General features: G+C 39.0%; 15 protein-coding genes. 4 read left to right on the forward strand and 11 right to left on the reverse strand.

Annotation, left to right across the window (positions count from 1 at the left end):
* The coding region (locus tag B4A24_RS14990) for a sensor histidine kinase (protein WP_349681737.1) at window positions 1-408 on the forward strand (408 nt) is incomplete at its 5' end.
* A 142-nt stretch (window positions 409-550) separates the two neighbouring features.
* On the opposite strand, the gene B4A24_RS14995 is transcribed toward B4A24_RS14990, so the two are convergent.
* Both B4A24_RS14995 and B4A24_RS15000 read right to left on the reverse strand, forming a co-directional pair.
* Window positions 551-958, reverse strand: coding sequence for a DUF5367 domain-containing protein (locus B4A24_RS14995; RefSeq protein ID WP_293945940.1), 408 nt, complete (start codon window positions 956-958; stop codon window positions 551-553).
* 268 nt (window positions 959-1,226) lie between these two features.
* A complete protein-coding gene (locus tag B4A24_RS15000; RefSeq protein ID WP_293945941.1) occupies window positions 1,227-1,568 on the reverse strand; it encodes a DUF6794 domain-containing protein in 342 nt (113 codons plus the stop codon).
* 402 nt (window positions 1,569-1,970) lie between these two features.
* Here B4A24_RS15000 and B4A24_RS15005 point away from each other — a divergent pair, with 402 nt between their 5' ends.
* Window positions 1,971-2,159 carry an NAD(P)H-dependent oxidoreductase gene (locus tag B4A24_RS15005; protein ID WP_293945942.1) on the forward strand — a complete coding sequence of 63 codons (189 nt, stop codon included), beginning with the start codon at window positions 1,971-1,973 and terminating at the stop codon, window positions 2,157-2,159.
* A gap of 463 nt (window positions 2,160-2,622) precedes the next feature.
* Here B4A24_RS15005 and B4A24_RS15010 read toward each other — a convergent pair whose 3' ends face one another.
* From B4A24_RS15010 to B4A24_RS15040, 7 genes are all read right to left on the reverse strand, one after another.
* Window positions 2,623-3,765 carry a TlpA disulfide reductase family protein gene (locus tag B4A24_RS15010; RefSeq protein ID WP_293945943.1) on the reverse strand — a complete coding sequence of 381 codons (1,143 nt, stop codon included), beginning with the start codon at window positions 3,763-3,765 and terminating at the stop codon, window positions 2,623-2,625.
* Between the two features lie 33 nt (window positions 3,766-3,798).
* The gene (locus B4A24_RS15015) at window positions 3,799-5,433 is read right to left on the reverse strand and encodes a S41 family peptidase (RefSeq protein ID WP_293945944.1); all 1,635 of its coding nucleotides are present in this window, start codon (window positions 5,431-5,433) and stop codon (window positions 3,799-3,801) included.
* A gap of 21 nt (window positions 5,434-5,454) precedes the next feature.
* The gene (locus B4A24_RS15020; RefSeq protein ID WP_293945945.1) at window positions 5,455-7,458 is read right to left on the reverse strand and encodes a TlpA family protein disulfide reductase; all 2,004 of its coding nucleotides are present in this window, start codon (window positions 7,456-7,458) and stop codon (window positions 5,455-5,457) included.
* Between the two features lie 11 nt (window positions 7,459-7,469).
* On the reverse strand, window positions 7,470-8,828 hold the full coding sequence (locus tag B4A24_RS15025; RefSeq protein ID WP_293945946.1) for a RagB/SusD family nutrient uptake outer membrane protein: 1,359 nt from the start codon (window positions 8,826-8,828) through the stop codon (window positions 7,470-7,472).
* Window positions 8,829-8,840: 12 nt separating this feature from the next.
* Window positions 8,841-12,377, reverse strand: a complete 3,537-nt coding sequence (locus B4A24_RS15030) for a SusC/RagA family TonB-linked outer membrane protein (protein ID WP_293945947.1) — start codon at window positions 12,375-12,377, stop codon at window positions 8,841-8,843.
* A gap of 27 nt (window positions 12,378-12,404) precedes the next feature.
* Window positions 12,405-13,433, reverse strand: coding sequence for a FecR family protein (locus tag B4A24_RS15035; RefSeq protein ID WP_293945948.1), 1,029 nt, complete (start codon window positions 13,431-13,433; stop codon window positions 12,405-12,407).
* 167 nt (window positions 13,434-13,600) lie between these two features.
* Window positions 13,601-14,197: an RNA polymerase sigma factor gene (locus B4A24_RS15040; protein WP_293945949.1), complete on the reverse strand. Its 597-nt coding sequence runs from the start codon at window positions 14,195-14,197 to the stop codon at window positions 13,601-13,603.
* Window positions 14,198-14,729: 532 nt separating this feature from the next.
* On the opposite strand from B4A24_RS15040, the gene B4A24_RS15045 reads away from it, so the two are divergent.
* Window positions 14,730-15,101: a response regulator gene (locus B4A24_RS15045; RefSeq protein ID WP_293945950.1), complete on the forward strand. Its 372-nt coding sequence runs from the start codon at window positions 14,730-14,732 to the stop codon at window positions 15,099-15,101.
* On the opposite strand, the gene B4A24_RS15050 is transcribed toward B4A24_RS15045, so the two are convergent.
* The gene (locus B4A24_RS15050) at window positions 15,023-16,957 is read right to left on the reverse strand and encodes a PAS domain-containing sensor histidine kinase (protein WP_293945951.1); all 1,935 of its coding nucleotides are present in this window, start codon (window positions 16,955-16,957) and stop codon (window positions 15,023-15,025) included. The two genes, B4A24_RS15045 and B4A24_RS15050, sit on opposite strands and share 79 nt — an antisense overlap.
* A 199-nt stretch (window positions 16,958-17,156) precedes the next feature.
* On the opposite strand from B4A24_RS15050, the gene B4A24_RS15055 reads away from it, so the two are divergent.
* Window positions 17,157-18,242: an ATP-binding protein gene (locus B4A24_RS15055; RefSeq protein ID WP_293945952.1), complete on the forward strand. Its 1,086-nt coding sequence runs from the start codon at window positions 17,157-17,159 to the stop codon at window positions 18,240-18,242.
* A gap of 297 nt (window positions 18,243-18,539) precedes the next feature.
* On the opposite strand, the gene B4A24_RS15060 is transcribed toward B4A24_RS15055, so the two are convergent.
* Window positions 18,540-19,064, reverse strand: a complete 525-nt coding sequence (locus B4A24_RS15060) for a hypothetical protein (RefSeq protein ID WP_293945953.1) — start codon at window positions 19,062-19,064, stop codon at window positions 18,540-18,542.
* Window positions 19,065-19,087 lie beyond the last annotated feature (23 nt).

Below are 19,087 nucleotides of genomic sequence, written 5' to 3' on the forward strand. Positions count from 1 at the left end.
GAGCAAGAACGTTTCGATCATATATTTACCTATAGCATTCAATCGGATGAACGCTTAATCAAAAGCAATAAAAAGATTCCGTCGATGTTGATTCAGCCAATTGTCGAAAATGCCGTACATCATGGTATGAGGAATCTCCATGGCAGAAAAGGCAAGATATTGATCCGGACAGCTTTAAAAGAAAAGGAAATTAGGATTGAAATTCTGGATAATGGTGTTGGTTTTGATCAGTTTCATAAAACTGGAAATAGTAATTTCAAGAGTACCTCATTTGGTTTAAAAGGAGTACAAGAACGATTACGTATGCTCAGTAGTGATGAGTCAGCAGAATCTGCTTCACTCACAATTGACAAAAAACCTGATGAGGAAGATTTTACGGTCCGGATTACGATCACGCTTCCTGTATAGGCAATTATCTCCTTATAGGCATTTTTCGAAAAAAATACTTATGTATTTAAACTTTTAGTCTATTGGGAAAATCTCGATCACATTGTTGGAGGATTCAATAAAAATAGAAACTTTTATTTCCCACAGCCCATGTCTGTGTTTTTTAATCCCTGTTAAGATTTATATTTTGTCGCAAACCAATAAAGATTGATGTCAGTAATACTACGCTGTACGCCCACATGAGCCAAGAACCAAATGTTGCAGCTCTGCTTGACGGCATGTTGGGGTAGATTTGTTCAAAAAAATGAATAACGAACGTATCGAGAACCATTCCTGGTAATACCAATAGCACACCAGCGACTATATTTTCAAGACCCGAAAGTTTAAATCTTTTAAAAGTTAGGGCTGAAATCAAAATCAATGCAGGGATTACAACTATATATAAGCTAGTAAGTATTGCTGATGAATCTGTGATAAAAAAGAACTGTCCCGCAAGACGAAAAGCCAACGTTGCCAAAAACCAAATTAAAAATCCTACAGCAAGTATTGGTAAAACAAACGTTTTTTTCATTTTCGAAATTTTGAACAAAGGTAATAATTATTAAACCCCACTTTCGGGATTCAGTTACAAGAAAATCCTATGCTTGATGATGAAATTACAGAAATTTTTGTAAATATTCTGGACTTTTGCCTTCAAGGCTATGTATTCAATGTCGTCACAACATTCCTCATCTAGCTTAGCGAAATATCTAAAATCGTTTAAAAATAGCAAGTCCTTTAGTAAATATTAACATTATTTTGTCAGCTTTATTCCGAGCATTTTTCTTTTTAGTCAATATTTATGGAGTCCAATACTTTTTATAATATTTTAGCTGTGATTTTACATCGGGATCTTTCCCCTTTAATTTCCGATAATAACTCGTTAATATGATACCGGGCATGTCGTCAGGATGTCTTATTCCCCGTTTGGCGAAATATGCAGAAAGCCTTGAACCTCCCCAGAGTCCCCAATTATTTCTCATCCACATTCCAAATCCGAAATGTGTGCCAGCCATAAACTCTGACTCTGTCATTTCTCTTACTTTATTTTTAGTGCTATCATCCCAGAACGATTCAATCTGGACAAAACAATCTTTAAGGTTTTTCGGAATATAAATACCGGCAATTGTGTCCGCAATCATTCGCTGTTTAATTTCCTTTTTCAGTTTGTTTTCCTTCAGTTTGAATGACTTTAGGAGAGAATATTTGTCAAGTAGTGTGAATTTTCTGCGCTGATTACATTTTTGTCTAAATCAAATAACACATTGCGAAACTCAATGTGTCTGTCGTTAATTTTGTGATTGGTTAGTATTTCGGGAAAGTATTTTGTCATATCGGTCGATTGAGTAGTATGGGTAACGGTTCACAGCTTGGCAATAGTTGGGGATAAATTGGATTAAAAGTTCAATTTAGCACAAACCTTGGACAATGCTACGAGCCATAGCTAAATTAATAAATTTTTGAAAAGAAAATATAATAATCGTCCGATGAGAGGATATATGGCTTATTAAGCCAAATTAGTTGTTTGACAAGGAAAGCTACTGGTGACTGCACATAGTTTTAGTATCCCTTCGACATTGAAATCCTGGATTGACCATATTTCGATTGCTGGAAAGACATTTTCCTATGCTGATGGTCATGTAAAAGGACTTCTTAAAAATAAAAAGGTCTATCTTAACTTTGCGGTGGGCGGTATCTATGACAATGGAATCGTGGATAACATGGAAATGTAACTTCGCACTTTCTTTGGATTTATCGGAATATCAGATGTGGAGGTCTTCAAGACGGAGGGTACGATGTTACTTGGGCTTAAGGACGAAAATATGTTATTGGCGACGGGAGAAATTGAAGCCGCTATCGCCTGATCTAATTGGTCAAAATCTGTTGCAGTCTTTTCAATTGTAAGGGTTGGATCTCCCTTAGTGATGCTACCCGTGCCTTTACCATCAATTTTCGAATGCGGAGGAAATCAGCAATTCATCACCGAACTCTCTGCTTTTAAAAAGTCTTGTTTTTTGGGGATGTTTTTTTTAGAGAATTAATAACGGATCATTTAATATTTGAGAACATAGTCCATCAGTAGAAACAGGAGATAATTGATTGCATAAAGGAGGTACGGCTGCCTTGAGTGGGCAACCGTCTCCACTAACTAAACATATGATTACACTGATCAAGCTCTACCAGCGCATTTTATAACTATTTGGCAAAAATCTCAGCTAGCTTTTTATCTAACTCTTCACCACGCAAATATTTAGCAATGATTTTTCCATTTGGATCAACCAGGAAATTCATCGGAATAGCCTTGACATCGTACATGGCCCCAGCTTCATTTTCCCATCCCTTAAGATCACCCACCTGTTTCCAAGTCAGTCCATCATCCTGAATAGCTTTTAACCATTTCGCTTTATCCGCGGCTTTATCCATGGAAACTCCTAGAATTTCAAAGCCTTGTTGCTGGTATTTCGAATAGGCTTTTACTAAATTTGGATTTTCACGACGGCAAGGTGCACACCAAGATGCCCAAAAATCAATCAGGACATACTTTCCACGGTAGTCTGATAATTTGACCGGTTTACCGTCAACATCGGGCTGCGTAAAATCTTGCGCTTCTACTCCTTCGCTCGTTTTTTTGACCAGGGCAATACGCTTAGCAAGGTCTTTCCCAAGAATAGAGTTTTGCAAACTCGGATCTAATGTGCCAAATATTTTTTCGGCTTTGACAGCATCAAACTCTGGTGGTAATGTTGAATTAAATGCCATCAAGGCCATATAGCTTTTTGGATTCTTGGAAACATAGTCCAACTTTGCATCGATTGTCTGTTGCTGTATCACATTTGCACGATCTTCCAATGTTTTAATGTATTTGGGGTTTTGCTGATCTGCGAGCGATTTGGACTTATATTCATTTTCCAATACTTGATACTGGTCGTAAATCGGCTTTAGCATAGCATTTACCCGATCATTTTCTGCATTCAAAGGAGATCCAGTTATTTTTGCATGTCGTATAGAATCTGCCGCCGCGAATTTGATTGTTGTTCCTTCTATCAAAAAAGGCAATATATCTTGCTTTGGTGGTTTGGCCGGATCGAAAGGGGCATTATCGTGAATGATACGTAAATGCGCTTCCATCGGTGACGGAATTGTTCCTTTAAATTCAAATTTTCCATTTTTCATTTCAACAGAATCAATCTGTTCTTTTCCATCGTAGCTCAGACGAAGGTAGGCTTTTGCGGGTTTATCTAACTTGCCCACCGTACCTTGCAGTGTATAATTTTGCTGCGCATATCCCATCGCTGGCAATATACAGGCCAATGCGAGGGTCCATTTTATATTTCTCATATTTATTCGGTATTTATTCTACTATTTGAAAATTTATCTTGACACGTTTTCAGTACCTTTTTTTAAGGTTTGCCCGACAATGCCCGTTTGTAATAATTGTTTATAAAGCTTTTCGTCACGAAGGACAAGTAGGGCGTCCTGGAAACTCTTGTTAGCTTCATTCCTGATGCGCGCCATATAATCGCCACCAGTATAAAGTAGTGAGGCAACCTGCGCTTTAAATTCTATGTCGATGGCAGCATGGGCGCTTTGATGATCTTCTGGAGGAATAGCAGTGGACTGCTTACGTGCTGCTGAAATCAGCTGTCTATGCACTTCTTTAGGCACATTAAATCGGGAATTAAATGCGGTGAAGTCTGGATAAGCTCCCAGTAACGCGCGACGATTTTGCTGTACAAATTCAAATCCACCTTTGGCAACAATCCCATTGTTCATGAACTGTGCCATCCAGGTGCTATATAGATTTGTGTCGATGGGCACAAATCGGTCTGGCATGATGCCTCCGCCGCCATACACGGTTCTTTTATTAGTCAATGTGCTGTACTTTAAAGAATCTGGAAAAGAAATATGCCCTGCTTCCAATAATTCTTTAGAGGCCATACGGCGATTAAAATCCTGGAAATAATCTTCCTTTCCTTTGGTATAGGGTTTCTGAATTGACCGTCCGGATGGAGTATAGTAGCGGGCTCCTGTTAGATGCATTTCTGAACCGTCAGACAATGGAACAGGTTTCTGCATGAGGCCTTTTCCAAAACTGCGCCGACCGATGACCACAGCGCGATCCCAGTCCTGAAGTGCTCCTGTCACGATTTCACTGGCTGAAGCCGTGGATTCATCAATTAGGACCACCAATTCCCCTTCATAAAATTGACCATAACCGCCAGTGAAGTAGTAATCTTTTCCGCCTTGGTTAGGAACGGAATAAAAAACAATTTTCTCTTTGGGCAAAAATTCATCTGCGACACCAATAGCGGATTGCACATAGCCGCCACCATTACTCTGCAGGTCTAGGATCAATTTTTTCATTCCCTGGCTTTTGAGGCTCTTTAAAGCAGCGTCTATTTCCTGACGCGTGGTCTGATTGAAAATTGAAAGTGCAATATAGCCGATTTCCTTGTCGACCATATAGCTTTCACGAACGGATTTCTCCAGTATATTTTCGCGTACAATGCTTATATTTTTGCTGTCGGTGCTTCCCGGTGACACGATAGTCAACACAACCGGTACATCTTTTTCACCGCGCAATTTTTCCATAATCTCACGGTTCCCCCATTTTTCCCCAACGATGCTATCGCCATCAATACCGAGTATTTGGTCACCAACACGGATTCCTGCACGCATGGCTGGACCATCTGGATTAACTTTTGTCACGAAGGTCTGCTCATTATTTTTTAGAAACTGAATGCCAATTCCAGCAAAACTTCCACTCATGACCACACGCATTTGCTCGGCTTCCTCACGACTAGTATAGCGTGAATGAGGATCTAAATCCGATATCATTGCTTTAATCGCGGCATCTACCAAATGTTCTTCATTTACCTGGTCGACATAATTCTGCTGAATAAGCTTTAGTGCCTCCTCAAATTTATATTTTGGATTCATCTGAGCCTGCAAAGACAGTCCCAGACCGAGCATTCCGACGAGTAAGCTTGTTGCTTTACTATTCATAGTGTATCTTGGTTTAATAGTCTATTTTTCGTTTTTAAGGATTTCAATAGCAAGGGATAGTTCATCCATCAATTTACTCGGACTTCCCGAATAACCTCCTGAGCAATAGCGCACACGACCGTTTTTAACAATGATCTTGCGTGGAATGGAAGAGTCACCGAACAATGGAACCAATTGTCTAAATAGTACATCTTGTTCTTTAGTTACTGGATTGACGGAATCGTGTAAGAGATTGAAACGGAAACCTTCACTACGGACATAGTTGACTGACTTATCTTTATAATTTCCGGTCTGCATGGTACCCAGCATATATATCGCAACCTGTTTGTCCTGTGCATATTTATCGACTAAAAGCTGCATTCCGGGGAATGCCATGATACATGGTCGACACCAAGTCGCCCAGAAATCCACTACCACAATTTTGTCTTTCCAGTCTTCTGGCGTAACAAATAGCCCTTCAGCGGTTTCTAAACGAAAATTAGGCATCGGATGATTGACCCAGTTATGATCAACATACGCTTGCATTGCGGCTTTTTCTTTATCAGATTTTAATCCCGCCAGATAAGTTTGATAGCCACTTTCATCATTGGGGTGTCCTTTTAAGTAAATTGATTTAAGTTTGTCAAACATCCGCGGCGTCATCGCATTGTATCGCGCGCTCATTTCCAGTAAAGGCAGGATTTGCTTATCATCCCCAAGCCCTTCTAAAACCTGAAGATTAATTTCATTCAGTTCGGCATTATTGTATTTAGCATCTTCGGAGAGCAGCGTGAAGTATTTCCGTGCTTCTGTATATTTTTTGAGATCATTTAACAAGGAGATATGTGTAAAGAGACGGTCATTCAAGTTTTTAACCACATTGGAATCTGCCTGTGCCTTATTTTCAAAGTCAACCTGATAAGAATTGTCGTTCCGTCGAGCGATCAGTTTAGGCAAAACAGCTTCGGAAACTTGATAAAGGCTATCTTTTCCTACTGTCTTGAACATGTAAGCACGCATAATATTCCATCGCATCAACTCATTTCCTGTGCGGAAATCGATATCATCGTAAAGCTTAGCAAATTTGTCTAGCCGCTTAGTATCGAAATAAGCCGAACCTAATCCCCGGTAAACCGCATAATAGATAAATCCCTGACCATTTGAACTTTGTCTCCATTGCTGAAAAGGAAAATCCTTCAAAAAATTTTCATATATATCGATTAACTCATCGTTAGTAGGATTGCCGACCATCGTATTACGATAAGCGATGAATCGCGCCGTCGCTCCCTTCGGATAATCAGCATTTACGCGCTGCTCAATTAACTGCGTTAATTCCCTATCTTGTAAACCTGCGCTACCAAAAGAATAAAGCTGACCAAGTACATCATCCGTGAGGTCTTTTTGTGCCAATTGAGTCATGATGAGTTTCTTAGCGTAAGCATTAAAAGCATCACCTAAAGCCAATTTTTGTAAGTTCATAAAAGACTGAAAATAGCGGAGGTATTGCTTTCCGGACAAGGCAAACTCTTTATCAGCCAAGCCTTTGAGGTATTCTGTAGGCATCGCTGCGGGCTGGTTGCCATAATAAGTGAAAATTCCACCTGCTGCTATGGTGGGCTGTTGGAAGGCAGCCTCACCAAGAAAGGCTCCCGGTACAGCTTTTCCTTTTGCATCACTTAAAGCTACTGCATAGCCTCGATCCTGATTGTTATCTATTACGTCGGGATGATCAAATTCGCCCTGATAGAATTTTACAGCAATAAAAGCCGTTGTCGATTTGACAGGTAGCACTACTGTCCATAGCCCTGCTGCATTTTTTTGCATGGGAAGACTAATTTGCCTCCATGAAAAATCTTCGAAGAGAAAACAGGTCGCATTTATTGCATCGCTAAACTCAAGATCTTTATCCTTGGCATCGTATAGCACTTGAACAGGTTCAGATGTTCTAGGTTTGGCTGGTTTAAAAACACTGCTGTCAAATCGAGGCTGTGCATATGACACAGCCTGAATAAACAATAGTACTAAAAAAATAAATTCTTTTTTCATCTTATATTATATTACATTGGTCTTTGACCTATTTCTGGATTGAGCTGTAAATATTTATTTGCTACTGGATATACATAGCTAGCACTATTAATTTTGAGTGTATACTCTTGATTTATAAATTGTCTTTTAAATTCTTTTGCCAATTTAGCATCAAGATTGAACCGACGCATATCCAGCCAGCGTAAACCTGTTCCGAAAAACTCCCGTCGGCGTTCATCCACGATGATTTGTAAAGCCTGGTCTGCTGAAGTTGCCGATAAAGGTGTAAAATCCTGTTGCTTGAATCGCTTTGCGCGCAGCTCGTTGACAAATTCCATTGCGGTCGCTGTATTTCCCTTTCGTGCCTCAACTTCGGCTTTGATAAGTAACATCTCTGGAACAGAAGGTCCAGCATTAGGAGCACCGACCATCACGTTCATTTTTTTTGAGCGCAATGCGCCACTTGGCATCTGACCGGTACCAGCTTGCATATAAACTGTACGTCGAAGATCTTTGGTATCAAAAAGAGAAACAAGCTCGGGATTCAATTGTTGATCAATCATTTGTCCAACCTGTTTTAAAAAATAGGTTTCAGGATGATTGAACGGAAGAGGGTATCCAGATGCCGATGTGGCGAACTGTTGTAAATCTAAAAGTGTTGCATTGTATTGAAGGGCAGCATCTGCATGCGTCGCTGCTAAATCGAAATTACGCATATGAAGATGTACAATGGCCAACAAAGCTTCTACAGCAGCTTTATTGGGATGTCTATTATTGCTTGCCGTTGTCGGAATATCAACTAATGCTTCGTTTAAATCTTGAAGTATCTGCGCATACACCTGGGCGAGCGATGCCCGCTTTAGCGAAGCAAATAAATCAGGTTGTAAAAGCAGTGGTACCCCCATTGCGTTTCCGGCAGTCTGTGGGTCATAAATGTCTCCATAAAGATTAGCCAACACAAAATAAGCATAAGCTCTTTGGATTTTCGCTTCTGCCAAGAGTGCACGCTTCTCCTTCTCTAAACCATCCTCGCTTTGCATCACTCCAGCAATGACTTCATTGGCCGTATAAATTTGTTTATAAGGTCTTGACCAGTTCAGATCTTCTGTATTATCCGGCACAAGTTGCGAGGACCAAATATAGGGCCACGCGACACTTTCAATTTGTTGTTGTTGGTATGCCAGGTTAGCAAAAGTGATATCGTCACTAGATAATATCGGTGTACTAAAAGTAGGCGAAAATACCGTTGAATTATTTAAGAGATAAGCATAATCTGTGGTATACTTTAATTCCTTACGGTTATACTGTTCAACTTCCACATATTTACGGCAGCCCTGCATAACGGCTGTCAGCGCAAAAATCGATGCAAAAAAAATATATTTGGTTTTCATGCTGTTTATTTTTTAAAAGGTGGCGTCAATGGTTAAGAAAAAATTCTTGGTAGGCGGCAAATTATTATAGGTATTCGTGCGTACATAAAGGGGATCAATACCTAGTTTATTTGCTTTCCAAAGAATACCTAAATTTCGTACGGCAGCGTTTACACCGACAGATTTAAACGGCGTCCGCTTAAGTGAAGTTGACGGTACGCTATATCCCAACGATATCTGTTGAAAGCGTATATGGCTAGCATCAATGACCATCGGATCGGAATCCCTAAACCTGTTATAGCTATTTGTATTTATGTTTTTTAAGCCCGGAACATTTGTTGTTGCTTCATCACCCGGATTTCGCCAACGCTCTGTCTGCATCTTGTTTGTGTTAAGCACGCCATAGAAAGTTCCTTGGAATTGTGGATAATTACCAAATGTTTCCAGACGTTTGACATTTCCCAGATCGTAGGTTATGCGAAAGCCAAGATTAATACCTTTATATGAAAATGTATTCATAAAACCACCAAAGTAAGGCGCCGTTTTACGTCCCATATATACGAGATCTTCACGGACAAATACATTGCGTCCCCCTTGCGTACTCTTTACGATGTCACCGTTGGCTTTGGCGATTTGTGACTGTCCCGTCTCATCGAGGCCCGCCCACTTATAGGCATATAGATAATCCAAGGGCATCCCTTCTAAAATCGAACCATTGATGTAGTTACTAATATCTGTTGCTACTAAGCGTGAATCCGTAACTTTGTTGGTGTTGTAGGAAAAGTTAAGGGTGGAGCTCCATCGAAAGTCTTTCTTGCGAATGATAAGTCCCTGTATACCCAGATCGATTCCATTAGATTGCATTGTTCCGCCATTAAATTGGAGGTCTGTCCATCCATATGTCGCATTATAAGGAAAAGTGTACAGGATATTACGCGTATGTTTTTTATAAAGATCAAATGCGATGTTTAATCTGTTATTGATCAAACTTACATCGAGTCCGTAATTTTGCGTATACACCTTTTCCCATCCAACCTCGGGATTCCGTGGTTGCGATATTGATGCCGGTATTTCACCTGTTGCATAATCAGCCCCTTCGATGTTGATGATGGTAACATTGGATCCGCCCTGCGGAACTGTACCACCGACACCATAGGTAATACGGAGGTTCAGCGCATTTAGCCAATCTACTTCTTGCATAAAACGTTCGGACTTGATATTCCATTTGGCACCAGCTGACCAGATTGGTTTAGCTCGCTTCGATCTTGAAATACCAACCAACGTAAGATCGTCAAAACGTGCACTTGCAGACAAAATGTACCTATCTTTAAGAAATGATAATGCTCCATTGGAGTAATAAGACATCTTTCGTAGGTTAGCTCTGCTAATGCCATCTGAACCCGTAATCGATTGCTGCCAGCCCTCTATCCCCATGAAGCTACCAAGCTGATTATAAGGAGCGATTGAATAGGTATCTTCATTAAAGCCATATCCCGTTTGTGATGAGCTAAAGCCTGTTTGAGAACTAATCTCTGCTCCTGCGAGAAGATTTAAATTAACGAAGTCACCCCATGTCTTATTGATATTACCTTGCAAGCGAATATTATACTGTGTGGCATTTTGGTCTCGCAATGCGATTCTTCCGCCTTGTACGAAATTTTTGGTGAACGTATTATTTTGGAAATCTACTGTGGAATAATAATTTAAAAAGTCACGCATCGAATAACTTTTTAATTCGTCAAGATTTCGACTGTTTGCAATGGTACGTTGAAGCATACCTGACAGGCTGATGTTAGCCCAGCTATTCACTTTGGCGTTGAGATCAGCATTAATTCTTATCCGATTGTCTGCAGTGGTATATTTGTTGTAGTCCAGTTCATCTATTGGACTATAGGTCCAGTCATACAATCCAATCTCTTTTAGATTTGCTGCTACAGACTCTGTAAAACGCAATGATCGCCGATTTCTACTTCCATCGGGATTAACCAATAATTCGTATGGCCTTAATCCCTCAGTCGAATTACCAATGGCATTTGCCGCAACTTGGTTAGCAACAGTATTTGTATAATTATAATTCAATCCGGTTGTCAAACTTAATCGCTGATTTAAAAAGTTTGTCGATAAAGTTGAATTCATAAAAAAGGACTGGGCCTGATTGGACCGGAATACTGGAACATCCTTTGCGTAGCTGCCCGAGAACGCATAGGTTGTCCTTCCATTTCCACCTGAAAGGGAAAGGTTGTGCTGTTGGGTCACTGCATTCTGTAGCAGGTATTTCCGAATTTGGCTGGTATTGTCAATTTGACCTAAACGATCGAGCTGTTTAGTTAACTCATCATCGCTGATCAATCCCTTTTTATTTTTATACATCCATTGAACCGCTTCACTAGCAGGTTTATTGGTATTAAAAGGTTGCCATGACGAATTCCAATCTTCCGGATCAGCTATCCAGCCATAATCGAACATTTCCTTTTCGAAATCAATATACTGCGCAGTGGTCATCCGATCCAAGCTATTAAGATCAGCTGGAGCAGAAATACTAAGGCTGGTATTATAGGAAATGACGGGGTCGCCTATTCTTCCTTTTTTTGTTTCAATGACGATAACACCATTTGCGGCCTGCGCCCCCCATATGGAAGCTGCTGCCGCATCTTTAAGTACGGTAATACTTTCGATATCTGCCGGATTTAAACGACTCAATATGGAATTGTTGGCAAATTGCGTGGTATTTTTTACCAAGTCCTGATCGATTGCCGGAAAGCCATCTATGACAATAAGCGGACGCTTAGAATCGCCATCTGTATTGAAGGTGTTTACTCCTCTGACGGTGATTGAATTCTTCACCGGATCAACCTGTACGCCAGGAATCATGCCTGCAATGCGATCCAAAAGATTAATGGATGGCACTTCCTTCAACTGTTTAGCGGTAATTTGGCCAAAAGCCCCAGTTGCACGTTCTTTTGCGATTTTTTGGTATCCTGTCGACACAACTTCAACCTCATCCAGTTGATTGTTAACCGAGCCCAGAGTGACATTGATCTGTGTATCGCTGCCGATGACCTTTCGGGTAGGCTCCATACCAACATAAGAAAAAATGATTGCTTCGGCTGGATCCTTCAAGCGCAGGGTATAGCTTCCGTCACTACTGGTGGTTACACCCGACCGTACGGCGTAGCCATCCGGTATCACAGTAACACCAGCAAGTGCTGTTCCATTATTATCTCTAACTTTGCCGGTAATGACTTTCCAGAACCTGTTGTCTCCATCATTATCGCGTTTACCCCGCGTATCTCTTATGATCGTGAAATAATTGTTCTGCACATAAAGGAACAAGAAATTGTTTGGATAAAGAAGTTCTTTTAATACTGTTTCTACAGGGAGCCTTTTATTTTTGGGAATATGCTCACTGTTGACAAAGGCATCCCGGATCAATCCTTCTTCATAGGAAAATTTAGTTCCGTAGATCCGGGTAACTTCGCTGAGAGCCTGACTGAGACTAGTTCTTTTTTGCGCAAAACTACCCGTGGTACTCAACAGGCAGACTATAGGCACAAGTAATTTAGTTTTCATAAATTTCGATTGATTAGTGTTCGTTTTTTAATTAGGTCTTATTATTATTTGTTTGTTTTTCATTTCGATGTCTACATTCATAGTATGTTTGATCACAAAAAGGATGTCATCTACTTTTTTAACAGGTATAACACCTGTAAATCGCTTATTGAGCAGTTTTGGGTCCTCAACTACGACTTGATAGCCATAATTATCCTCCAATACATCTACAATATTTGCTAAGCTGCTATGTTCAATACTGAGTTCATCACGGGTCCAGGATAACACCTTGTTTGCATCGTTAGTGACGACTTGATTTGCATTTGCCGATGCATCATAGACGAAAGTCTCTCCTGGTTTTAGTATACGATCTGCACCGTTTTGTCCCTGAACACGGATGCTCCCTTCAAACAGAGCCACTTCGATACGTCCACGACGGTCCTTTACATTAAACTTTGTCCCCAACACAGTCAATGAAAAATCCCCCACATGCACAATAAAGAAGTCGCTTTCGCGCAACCGATTTTTAACGGCAGTATGTTTTACCTCAAACATACCTTCTCCTTTAAGCCAGACTTCGCGCGGTTTATCGGTTTTCCAACTACGGACGTAGGAAATTTGAGAATTACTATTTAGTCTGATGATAGAAGAATCCGGAAGGGAAAGTTCACGTTGTTCACCGAAGGCTGTATTTGTCTCTTTTGTCCCAAATTGGCTAACTTCATATGCCACCATAATAAATAACAGGATGGCTGCTGCAGATGCTGTCCACCTTAATAAACTGCGTACGATCCGACTACGTCGTTTTTTGCTTTCGTAGATTGGAATTTGTGCTTGAATTCTCTCCCAGCGTTGGTTACTACTTAAGGTACTTTGTGCAGTCACCTGATTTTGGATCAACATGACCCATGTTTTGGCAAGAGCCATTTCGTCGGATAGATGTGGGTAATGAAGGCTAAGCTCAGACCAAAAATCGTTTGAGGTGGCTTCCGGCATTAAAGCCGTCAGCACAAAATCCTCATCTGCAAAAAAATCTGCTGCCTTATAATCTTTATATTTTGATAATCGAGAGTTCATACTGTTTTATATAGGTTACACCACTCAACAGATTTTTACCCCAATAAATTTTATTTTTTTTAAAAATAGGTTGCACCAGTCAAATCATCAAAAGGCAGCGTATAACTGAAGGAGATGAATAAAAACTGGTTATATTTATTAGAGAAACTTGCCGATCGGCGCAAGATTTAATTGTAACGGAGCTGGTTTAGTATATGAAATAGTACCAATAGACCAAATCTTCCGAAATGTTTTCTCAAACTATCCAATGCACGGTAGTACAATTTATAAGTATCTTTGGTCGAAAGTCCCATAATTTCGGCGATTTCGTCATACGGCAATTCTTCAAAAAAACGCAGGTGAATAATTTCTCGTTGACGTGCTGTCATCTGCATAAGTGCTTGATCAAGCTTACTTTTTATCTCTAGGGCACGCTCCTGACGTATCATGCTGAGATCATGAGGGAGCTCGATGGCAAACGGCAAATAATCGACAGAAGAATTTGCAACATCGACTCTTCGGAATGATTGTTCTATTTTCTTGATCAGCGTCCGCCGAAAAGCCTTAAAAAGATAGTTTTTTACAGCGACATCCGAACTTAAAGAATCCTTGTTGCACCAAAGTTTGACAAAAAGCTCTTGAATACTGTCTTCGATAATTTCTTCGTCCTGCGTAAATTTGAATCCGTAATTGAACAACAGTTGGTTATAGCGTTCAAAAAGTATTTTGAACGAAGGTTCATGTCCAACTTGAAACATTTTCCAAATCTGTTGATCAGAGTTCATTTATAAATTTGAGACGTTTTGCTTTTCAGTTTAAGTAGATAAAATTTCATCCAAATCTAGTAATTTTTTTCAATCAACCTAATCTTTGGTTAGATATGAATAAGAAATGCTATTAATAAATCTAAGGCATATATATCACATAAGCATACAATTAAATAAACATCTCAAAATTCCCCAACTAGCTTATCGAGATATGTTTGCCATTACTAAGCCTCATTATCCTCTTCATACCTATTTAAACCTTAAAGTAAAGAACAAATTTAATGAAATGAAAATCATTACGGCTAAGGTCTCCTATGGTCTTTTTGATGGAATAAATGACATCCAATATGAACCATCCTTAGAAAACCAATGCTGACAATTGATGTTTTTTTTAGAATTTAAATAATTTGAACTAAATCCCAATTGAAACGCTTCTTAATAGCAATACTAGAAAGATATTTATTTCTGGAGCTTATTTATGTATTGATTTACATAAATAGGCGATGGAAATGATATATGTTAAGTAAATTCATACTATAGGATAAAGATAATGAGTAAAAAGATTTTTTTATGTGATGATAATATTCCCATTTTGGAAACCTTAGAAATGGTATTAAGTATGACCGAGGCAATGATAGTAAGCGAAAGCAAAAGTTCAGAAGCTTTGGGACGCCTTTCGGAAGAAAATCCCGATTTATTTATTTGTGATTTATGGATGCCTGAGCTTAGTGGAGAGGATCTTATTAAGCAGATTCGAACGCATAGGGAATTTGACAACATGTCTATACTTTGCATTTCTGCTTCTTACGAAGGTAAGGAAATCGCCATCAAAGCAGGTGCAGACTATTTTCTACCTAAGCCTTTTGAAATGAATGAGCTATTGTCAATTGTAAATGATGTATTGGCTTCATGCAGATTATGATCTAATGGGAATTCAAAATAAAAAGTAGACCCTTTACCTTTTAAGCTATCCAATTCGATCTTTGTGCCGTGACACCGAAGTATCTCTGCTACGATGTATAGACCAATCCCAAATCCTGAAATATTTGAGGAATTTAGATTATCTACCCGATAAAAAGGTTTGAATAAGTTCTTCTGATCACTTTTATCTATTCCAATTCCTTCATCTTGTACATATATCCTTAGTTTATCCGCTATTATATCACACCCTATGAGGATATTTTTGCTCGAAGGTGAATATTTTATAGCGTTACTCAACAAGTTCGTCAATACCTGGCCCATTTTGTTCCGGTCGGCAAATATCGCTATGGCTGGATCGCACAGCAGCTCAATTTTATGGTGCGGAGATAATAAGGAAAGTTCGCTTTTACATTCTTCCATGATTGCAAATAGCGTGAAAGAAGATTTTTGAAGTTGCAATTTTCCGCTTTCTACTTCCGCCACGCTTAGAAAATCTTGTATCATAGCCATCATTTTCTTTACTTGCATTTCGATCTTCGATCCGATCAATGCGCTGGACTGATTGAACATCTCTGGACGTTGTTGCATGATCTGAGCGCTCAGTAATAACGTGGTTAGTGGCGTTTTCAATTCGTGGCTAGCCATCGAAATAAAGGCATTTTTTCTTCTTTCTTCCTGTTTTTTCTCTGTGATGTTCCTTGCTATTTTAGATACACCGATAATTTCTCCTGCATCATTTTTTATCGGAGAGATCGTAAGGGACAGATCGATTAATTTTCCATTCTTAGTCCGACGGAGTGTTTCAAAGTGTTTAATGGAGTGGCCCTGCCGCATTCGGCCCAAGATATAATCCTCTTCACTTTGCCTATCCGGTGGAATTAATTTTAAAATTGATTCACCGATCATTTCATCCGAAGTATATCCGAATAAATTCTCAGCAGCATCATTCCAGCTTGTAACAATACCTTCGAGGGTTTTACCGATGATAGCATCGTAAGAAGAGTCTACGATGGCCGCTAGTTTAGCTCTTTCTGCTATAGCGCTTTTTTGATCCGTGATATCCATTATCGCTCCTATTATGCGTCGGGATCTTCTGGCATCACTAAAATAGGCAGCTCCCTGCACCTTGATCCAGGCAATTGAATCGGTACTATTTTTAACAATCCTGCAAGTAAACTCAAAATGTCCATCCGAGTTACTATCGCTCAATTGCTTTACTTGTTGGAAGACATATTCCCTATCTTCTGGATGAATCAGTGCTAACATGTCATCCACATATTTCAAATCAGCTTCTATATCCAAGATCTGTTTGGATTGTTCGGAGAAATGTACATTTCCAGATTCAGAGTTCCAATCCAAGGTACCCAAACCTGTCGCGGCCAATGCCAGACGCAAACGTTCTTCCTTTTCTGCCAGCAAAGCTGTCAGTTTGTTTCTTCTCTCTTCGGCGATAAGAGATTCGGTGATATCTTTTGTAAAGCACATCGAATGGATAAATTCGCCATCTTTCATTAAAGCACTGGAGTTTATGATGACATGTTTTACTGATCCATCCTTGCATTTGAGTGTTGCCGGATGGTCGTTTACCTTCTCATTGCTGGCCAGCAACTGAAGTATTGTAGCTATTGTATCTTGATCCTGATGAAAATCCTGTATTTGAGCACCGATATATTCCTCTTTTTTGTAACCGAGCAGATCGAGTTCGGCTTTGTTCGCCCAGGTAATAATACCATTCCCATTCACCCAATGAAGAGGCATAGATGCATTTTCAATAAAATCGGAAAGCTCGGATACCCTTTGTCTGAGCAGAATATTCTCTTGATTTAATTGCGCCAATTTCTCTACGGATGTGATCATTGTTTTAAAAGGGTTTTACTGTCAACTTGTTAAAGGTATTCATTATTTAACGAGCGATATGTTATTTAGTGTTATTTTGAATATTTTTGTTATCAATCGTTCAGAACAGGCTGACGAATGCCGTGCAATAAACTATATTATTTGCAAAAAACAAAGTAGTTTTTATTTTGTTATGATACAAGGAAAATTTGATTCTAGTATGAAAAAGGACGAACAGATTATTGAACTGATTCAGCTCAATGAGGACCTAGAAAATTATTTTAACAATACAATTATTCCGCAGTTATTTGTGGATGCGGATTTGATATTGCGAAAATTTACTCCGCCTGCCATGAAACAATTTAACCTTAAACCAGAATTCATGGGCATGGCTATTGAGGATATCAAAGATAACTTTAGGTTTCCGACCTTAATTCATAATATAAATTCGGTGATCGCTACCGGGAAAATCCTGGAGAAAGAAATCCAGACTACGGATTTAAAATGGTTTCAAATGAATATCCTTCCTTACCATGTCCGTAATGAAAACAGAACGAATGGTGTTATCATAACTTTTGTCGATATCACGCCCCGTGTGAGGGATCTTGAAGAACAGGAAAAACTTTTATTGGAACATGAACTATTGCTCGATACAATTGCGCATGATATTAAAAATCCCATAGTCGTGATCAATCTTACTTTGGAATTGATCAAAAATTTTGAAGATAAAAATTCAGACAAATTTCTTACGCTTTTACAGAATCATGAAAAAAGTTTGATAGAAATTAAAAAGGTCATATTTGATCTTACCGAGAGGCGTTGGGGGGAGCAGAGATATCATGCTACTGCTGAATTGATTGATCTACCAAATATTATCGAAGATGTACGTTTGAGTTTGGCGCCACAGATTATAGAATCTGATATACAGATAAAGCAAAATTTAAAAGTTTCCGAAATTACTTTTGTGCGACGTAAATTGCGCAGTGTACTATATAATTTAATCAATAACGCGATTAAATACACACCGGTATCACGCTCGGCAGCGATATTGGTAAGTTCTTACGAAGAAAGTGACTATGTGGTCATTTCGGTCAGAGATAATGGAATCGGTATGACTGCTGAAAATCAAAAGACAATTTTTGAAAAGTTTAAACGCATCAGCAAGTCTGTAGAGGGATCAGGAGTGGGGCTTTATCTTGTCAACACAATTGTGACACAAGCCGGAGGAAAGATCGAAATACATAGTGAACCAGATAAGGGGACGGAAATAAAGGTGATGTTAAAAAATGAAATAGTCAAAATTTAAGATCAGCTTCATGAACAAGTATATTGTTCATTTCTTTGCAATCCAATTTAGATCGTAAATACGTATCTTTCCTGTTGATGACAATTGCCGAAGTTTGAAAACTCCGAGGTGATTGCTATTTTGGAATAAAACAGGCTGTCAATATAAATATGGCTTACAGATCATTATGGTTTGAATCCGATATTTTTTTGAGCGCTTTATTTTCAGACCGTATGTTTAAAAATTCAACAAGTACAGAAAATGCCATAGCAAAATAGATGTAACCTTTTGGAATATGCTGGTCGAATGCCTCTGCTGTCAGAGAAACTGGAATTGCAACAATAAAATGGACATGTATTTAAGCTGCAATATTTTGTTTATTGATTTTTCTAGCAAACTCCTCTGGTGATTTAAATGGATCTGTTTTCTTTTAATCATTAATTTATGCTCTTTGAATATCTTTTGTTGGAGAGTCTTAAATTTTTGGTCGGCAGCTTTGGGTACAGCACTAGAAACAATGACTCCAATAAAGTCTTGCGCACTTTGCTTTATTTTACTGTTTAATATGTTGAACGTACTTTTTATTTGTTCGACTGCACCATCAAGTGATTGTCCTTTAAGTTCAACCAGATAAAATTTTTGATTTTCTCTTATTGCAAAGAAAAAGTCACATTTTCGGACATTATTGTCTTTGATAAGGCAGTTATCTATATGAATTTTACAAATGCTTTTCTTGCTTCGATTGTTAATTACGAACTTTTTTCCATTTTCAAAAGCGACGGATGAATTACTGTAACAATCCATATCACCTCCTAATGTAGCATATATATCCTTGCACGGCATATTACGAATATCTTAGTGTTAAT

This window comes from Sphingobacterium sp. UBA7249, from assembly GCF_002472835.1.
In the GTDB taxonomy this organism is placed as follows: Bacteria; Bacteroidota; Bacteroidia; order Sphingobacteriales; family Sphingobacteriaceae; genus Sphingobacterium; species Sphingobacterium prati.

Excerpts from the sequence above, each read along its gene's own strand:
- B4A24_RS15010 (WP_293945943.1), bottom strand. The coding sequence starts at position 3,765 with ATGAGAAATATAAAATGGACCCTCGCATTGGCCTGTATATTGCCAGCG.
- B4A24_RS15030 (WP_293945947.1), bottom strand. The coding sequence starts at position 12,377 with ATGAAAACTAAATTACTTGTGCCTATAGTCTGCCTGTTGAGTACCACG.
- B4A24_RS15000 (WP_293945941.1), bottom strand. The coding sequence starts at position 1,568 with ATGATTGCGGACACAATTGCCGGTATTTATATTCCGAAAAACCTTAAA.
- B4A24_RS15020 (WP_293945945.1), bottom strand. The coding sequence starts at position 7,458 with ATGAAAAAAGAATTTATTTTTTTAGTACTATTGTTTATTCAGGCTGTG.
- B4A24_RS15040 (WP_293945949.1), bottom strand. The coding sequence starts at position 14,197 with ATGAACTCTGATCAACAGATTTGGAAAATGTTTCAAGTTGGACATGAA.
- B4A24_RS15045 (WP_293945950.1), top strand. The coding sequence starts at position 14,730 with ATGAGTAAAAAGATTTTTTTATGTGATGATAATATTCCCATTTTGGAA.
- B4A24_RS14995 (WP_293945940.1), bottom strand. The coding sequence starts at position 958 with ATGAAAAAAACGTTTGTTTTACCAATACTTGCTGTAGGATTTTTAATT.
- B4A24_RS15055 (WP_293945952.1), top strand. The coding sequence starts at position 17,157 with ATGAAAAAGGACGAACAGATTATTGAACTGATTCAGCTCAATGAGGAC.
- B4A24_RS15025 (WP_293945946.1), bottom strand. The coding sequence starts at position 8,828 with ATGAAAACCAAATATATTTTTTTTGCATCGATTTTTGCGCTGACAGCC.
- B4A24_RS15035 (WP_293945948.1), bottom strand. The coding sequence starts at position 13,433 with ATGAACTCTCGATTATCAAAATATAAAGATTATAAGGCAGCAGATTTT.
- B4A24_RS15015 (WP_293945944.1), bottom strand. The coding sequence starts at position 5,433 with ATGAATAGTAAAGCAACAAGCTTACTCGTCGGAATGCTCGGTCTGGGA.
- B4A24_RS15050 (WP_293945951.1), bottom strand. The coding sequence starts at position 16,957 with ATGATCACATCCGTAGAGAAATTGGCGCAATTAAATCAAGAGAATATT.
- B4A24_RS15060 (WP_293945953.1), bottom strand. The coding sequence starts at position 19,064 with ATGCCGTGCAAGGATATATATGCTACATTAGGAGGTGATATGGATTGT.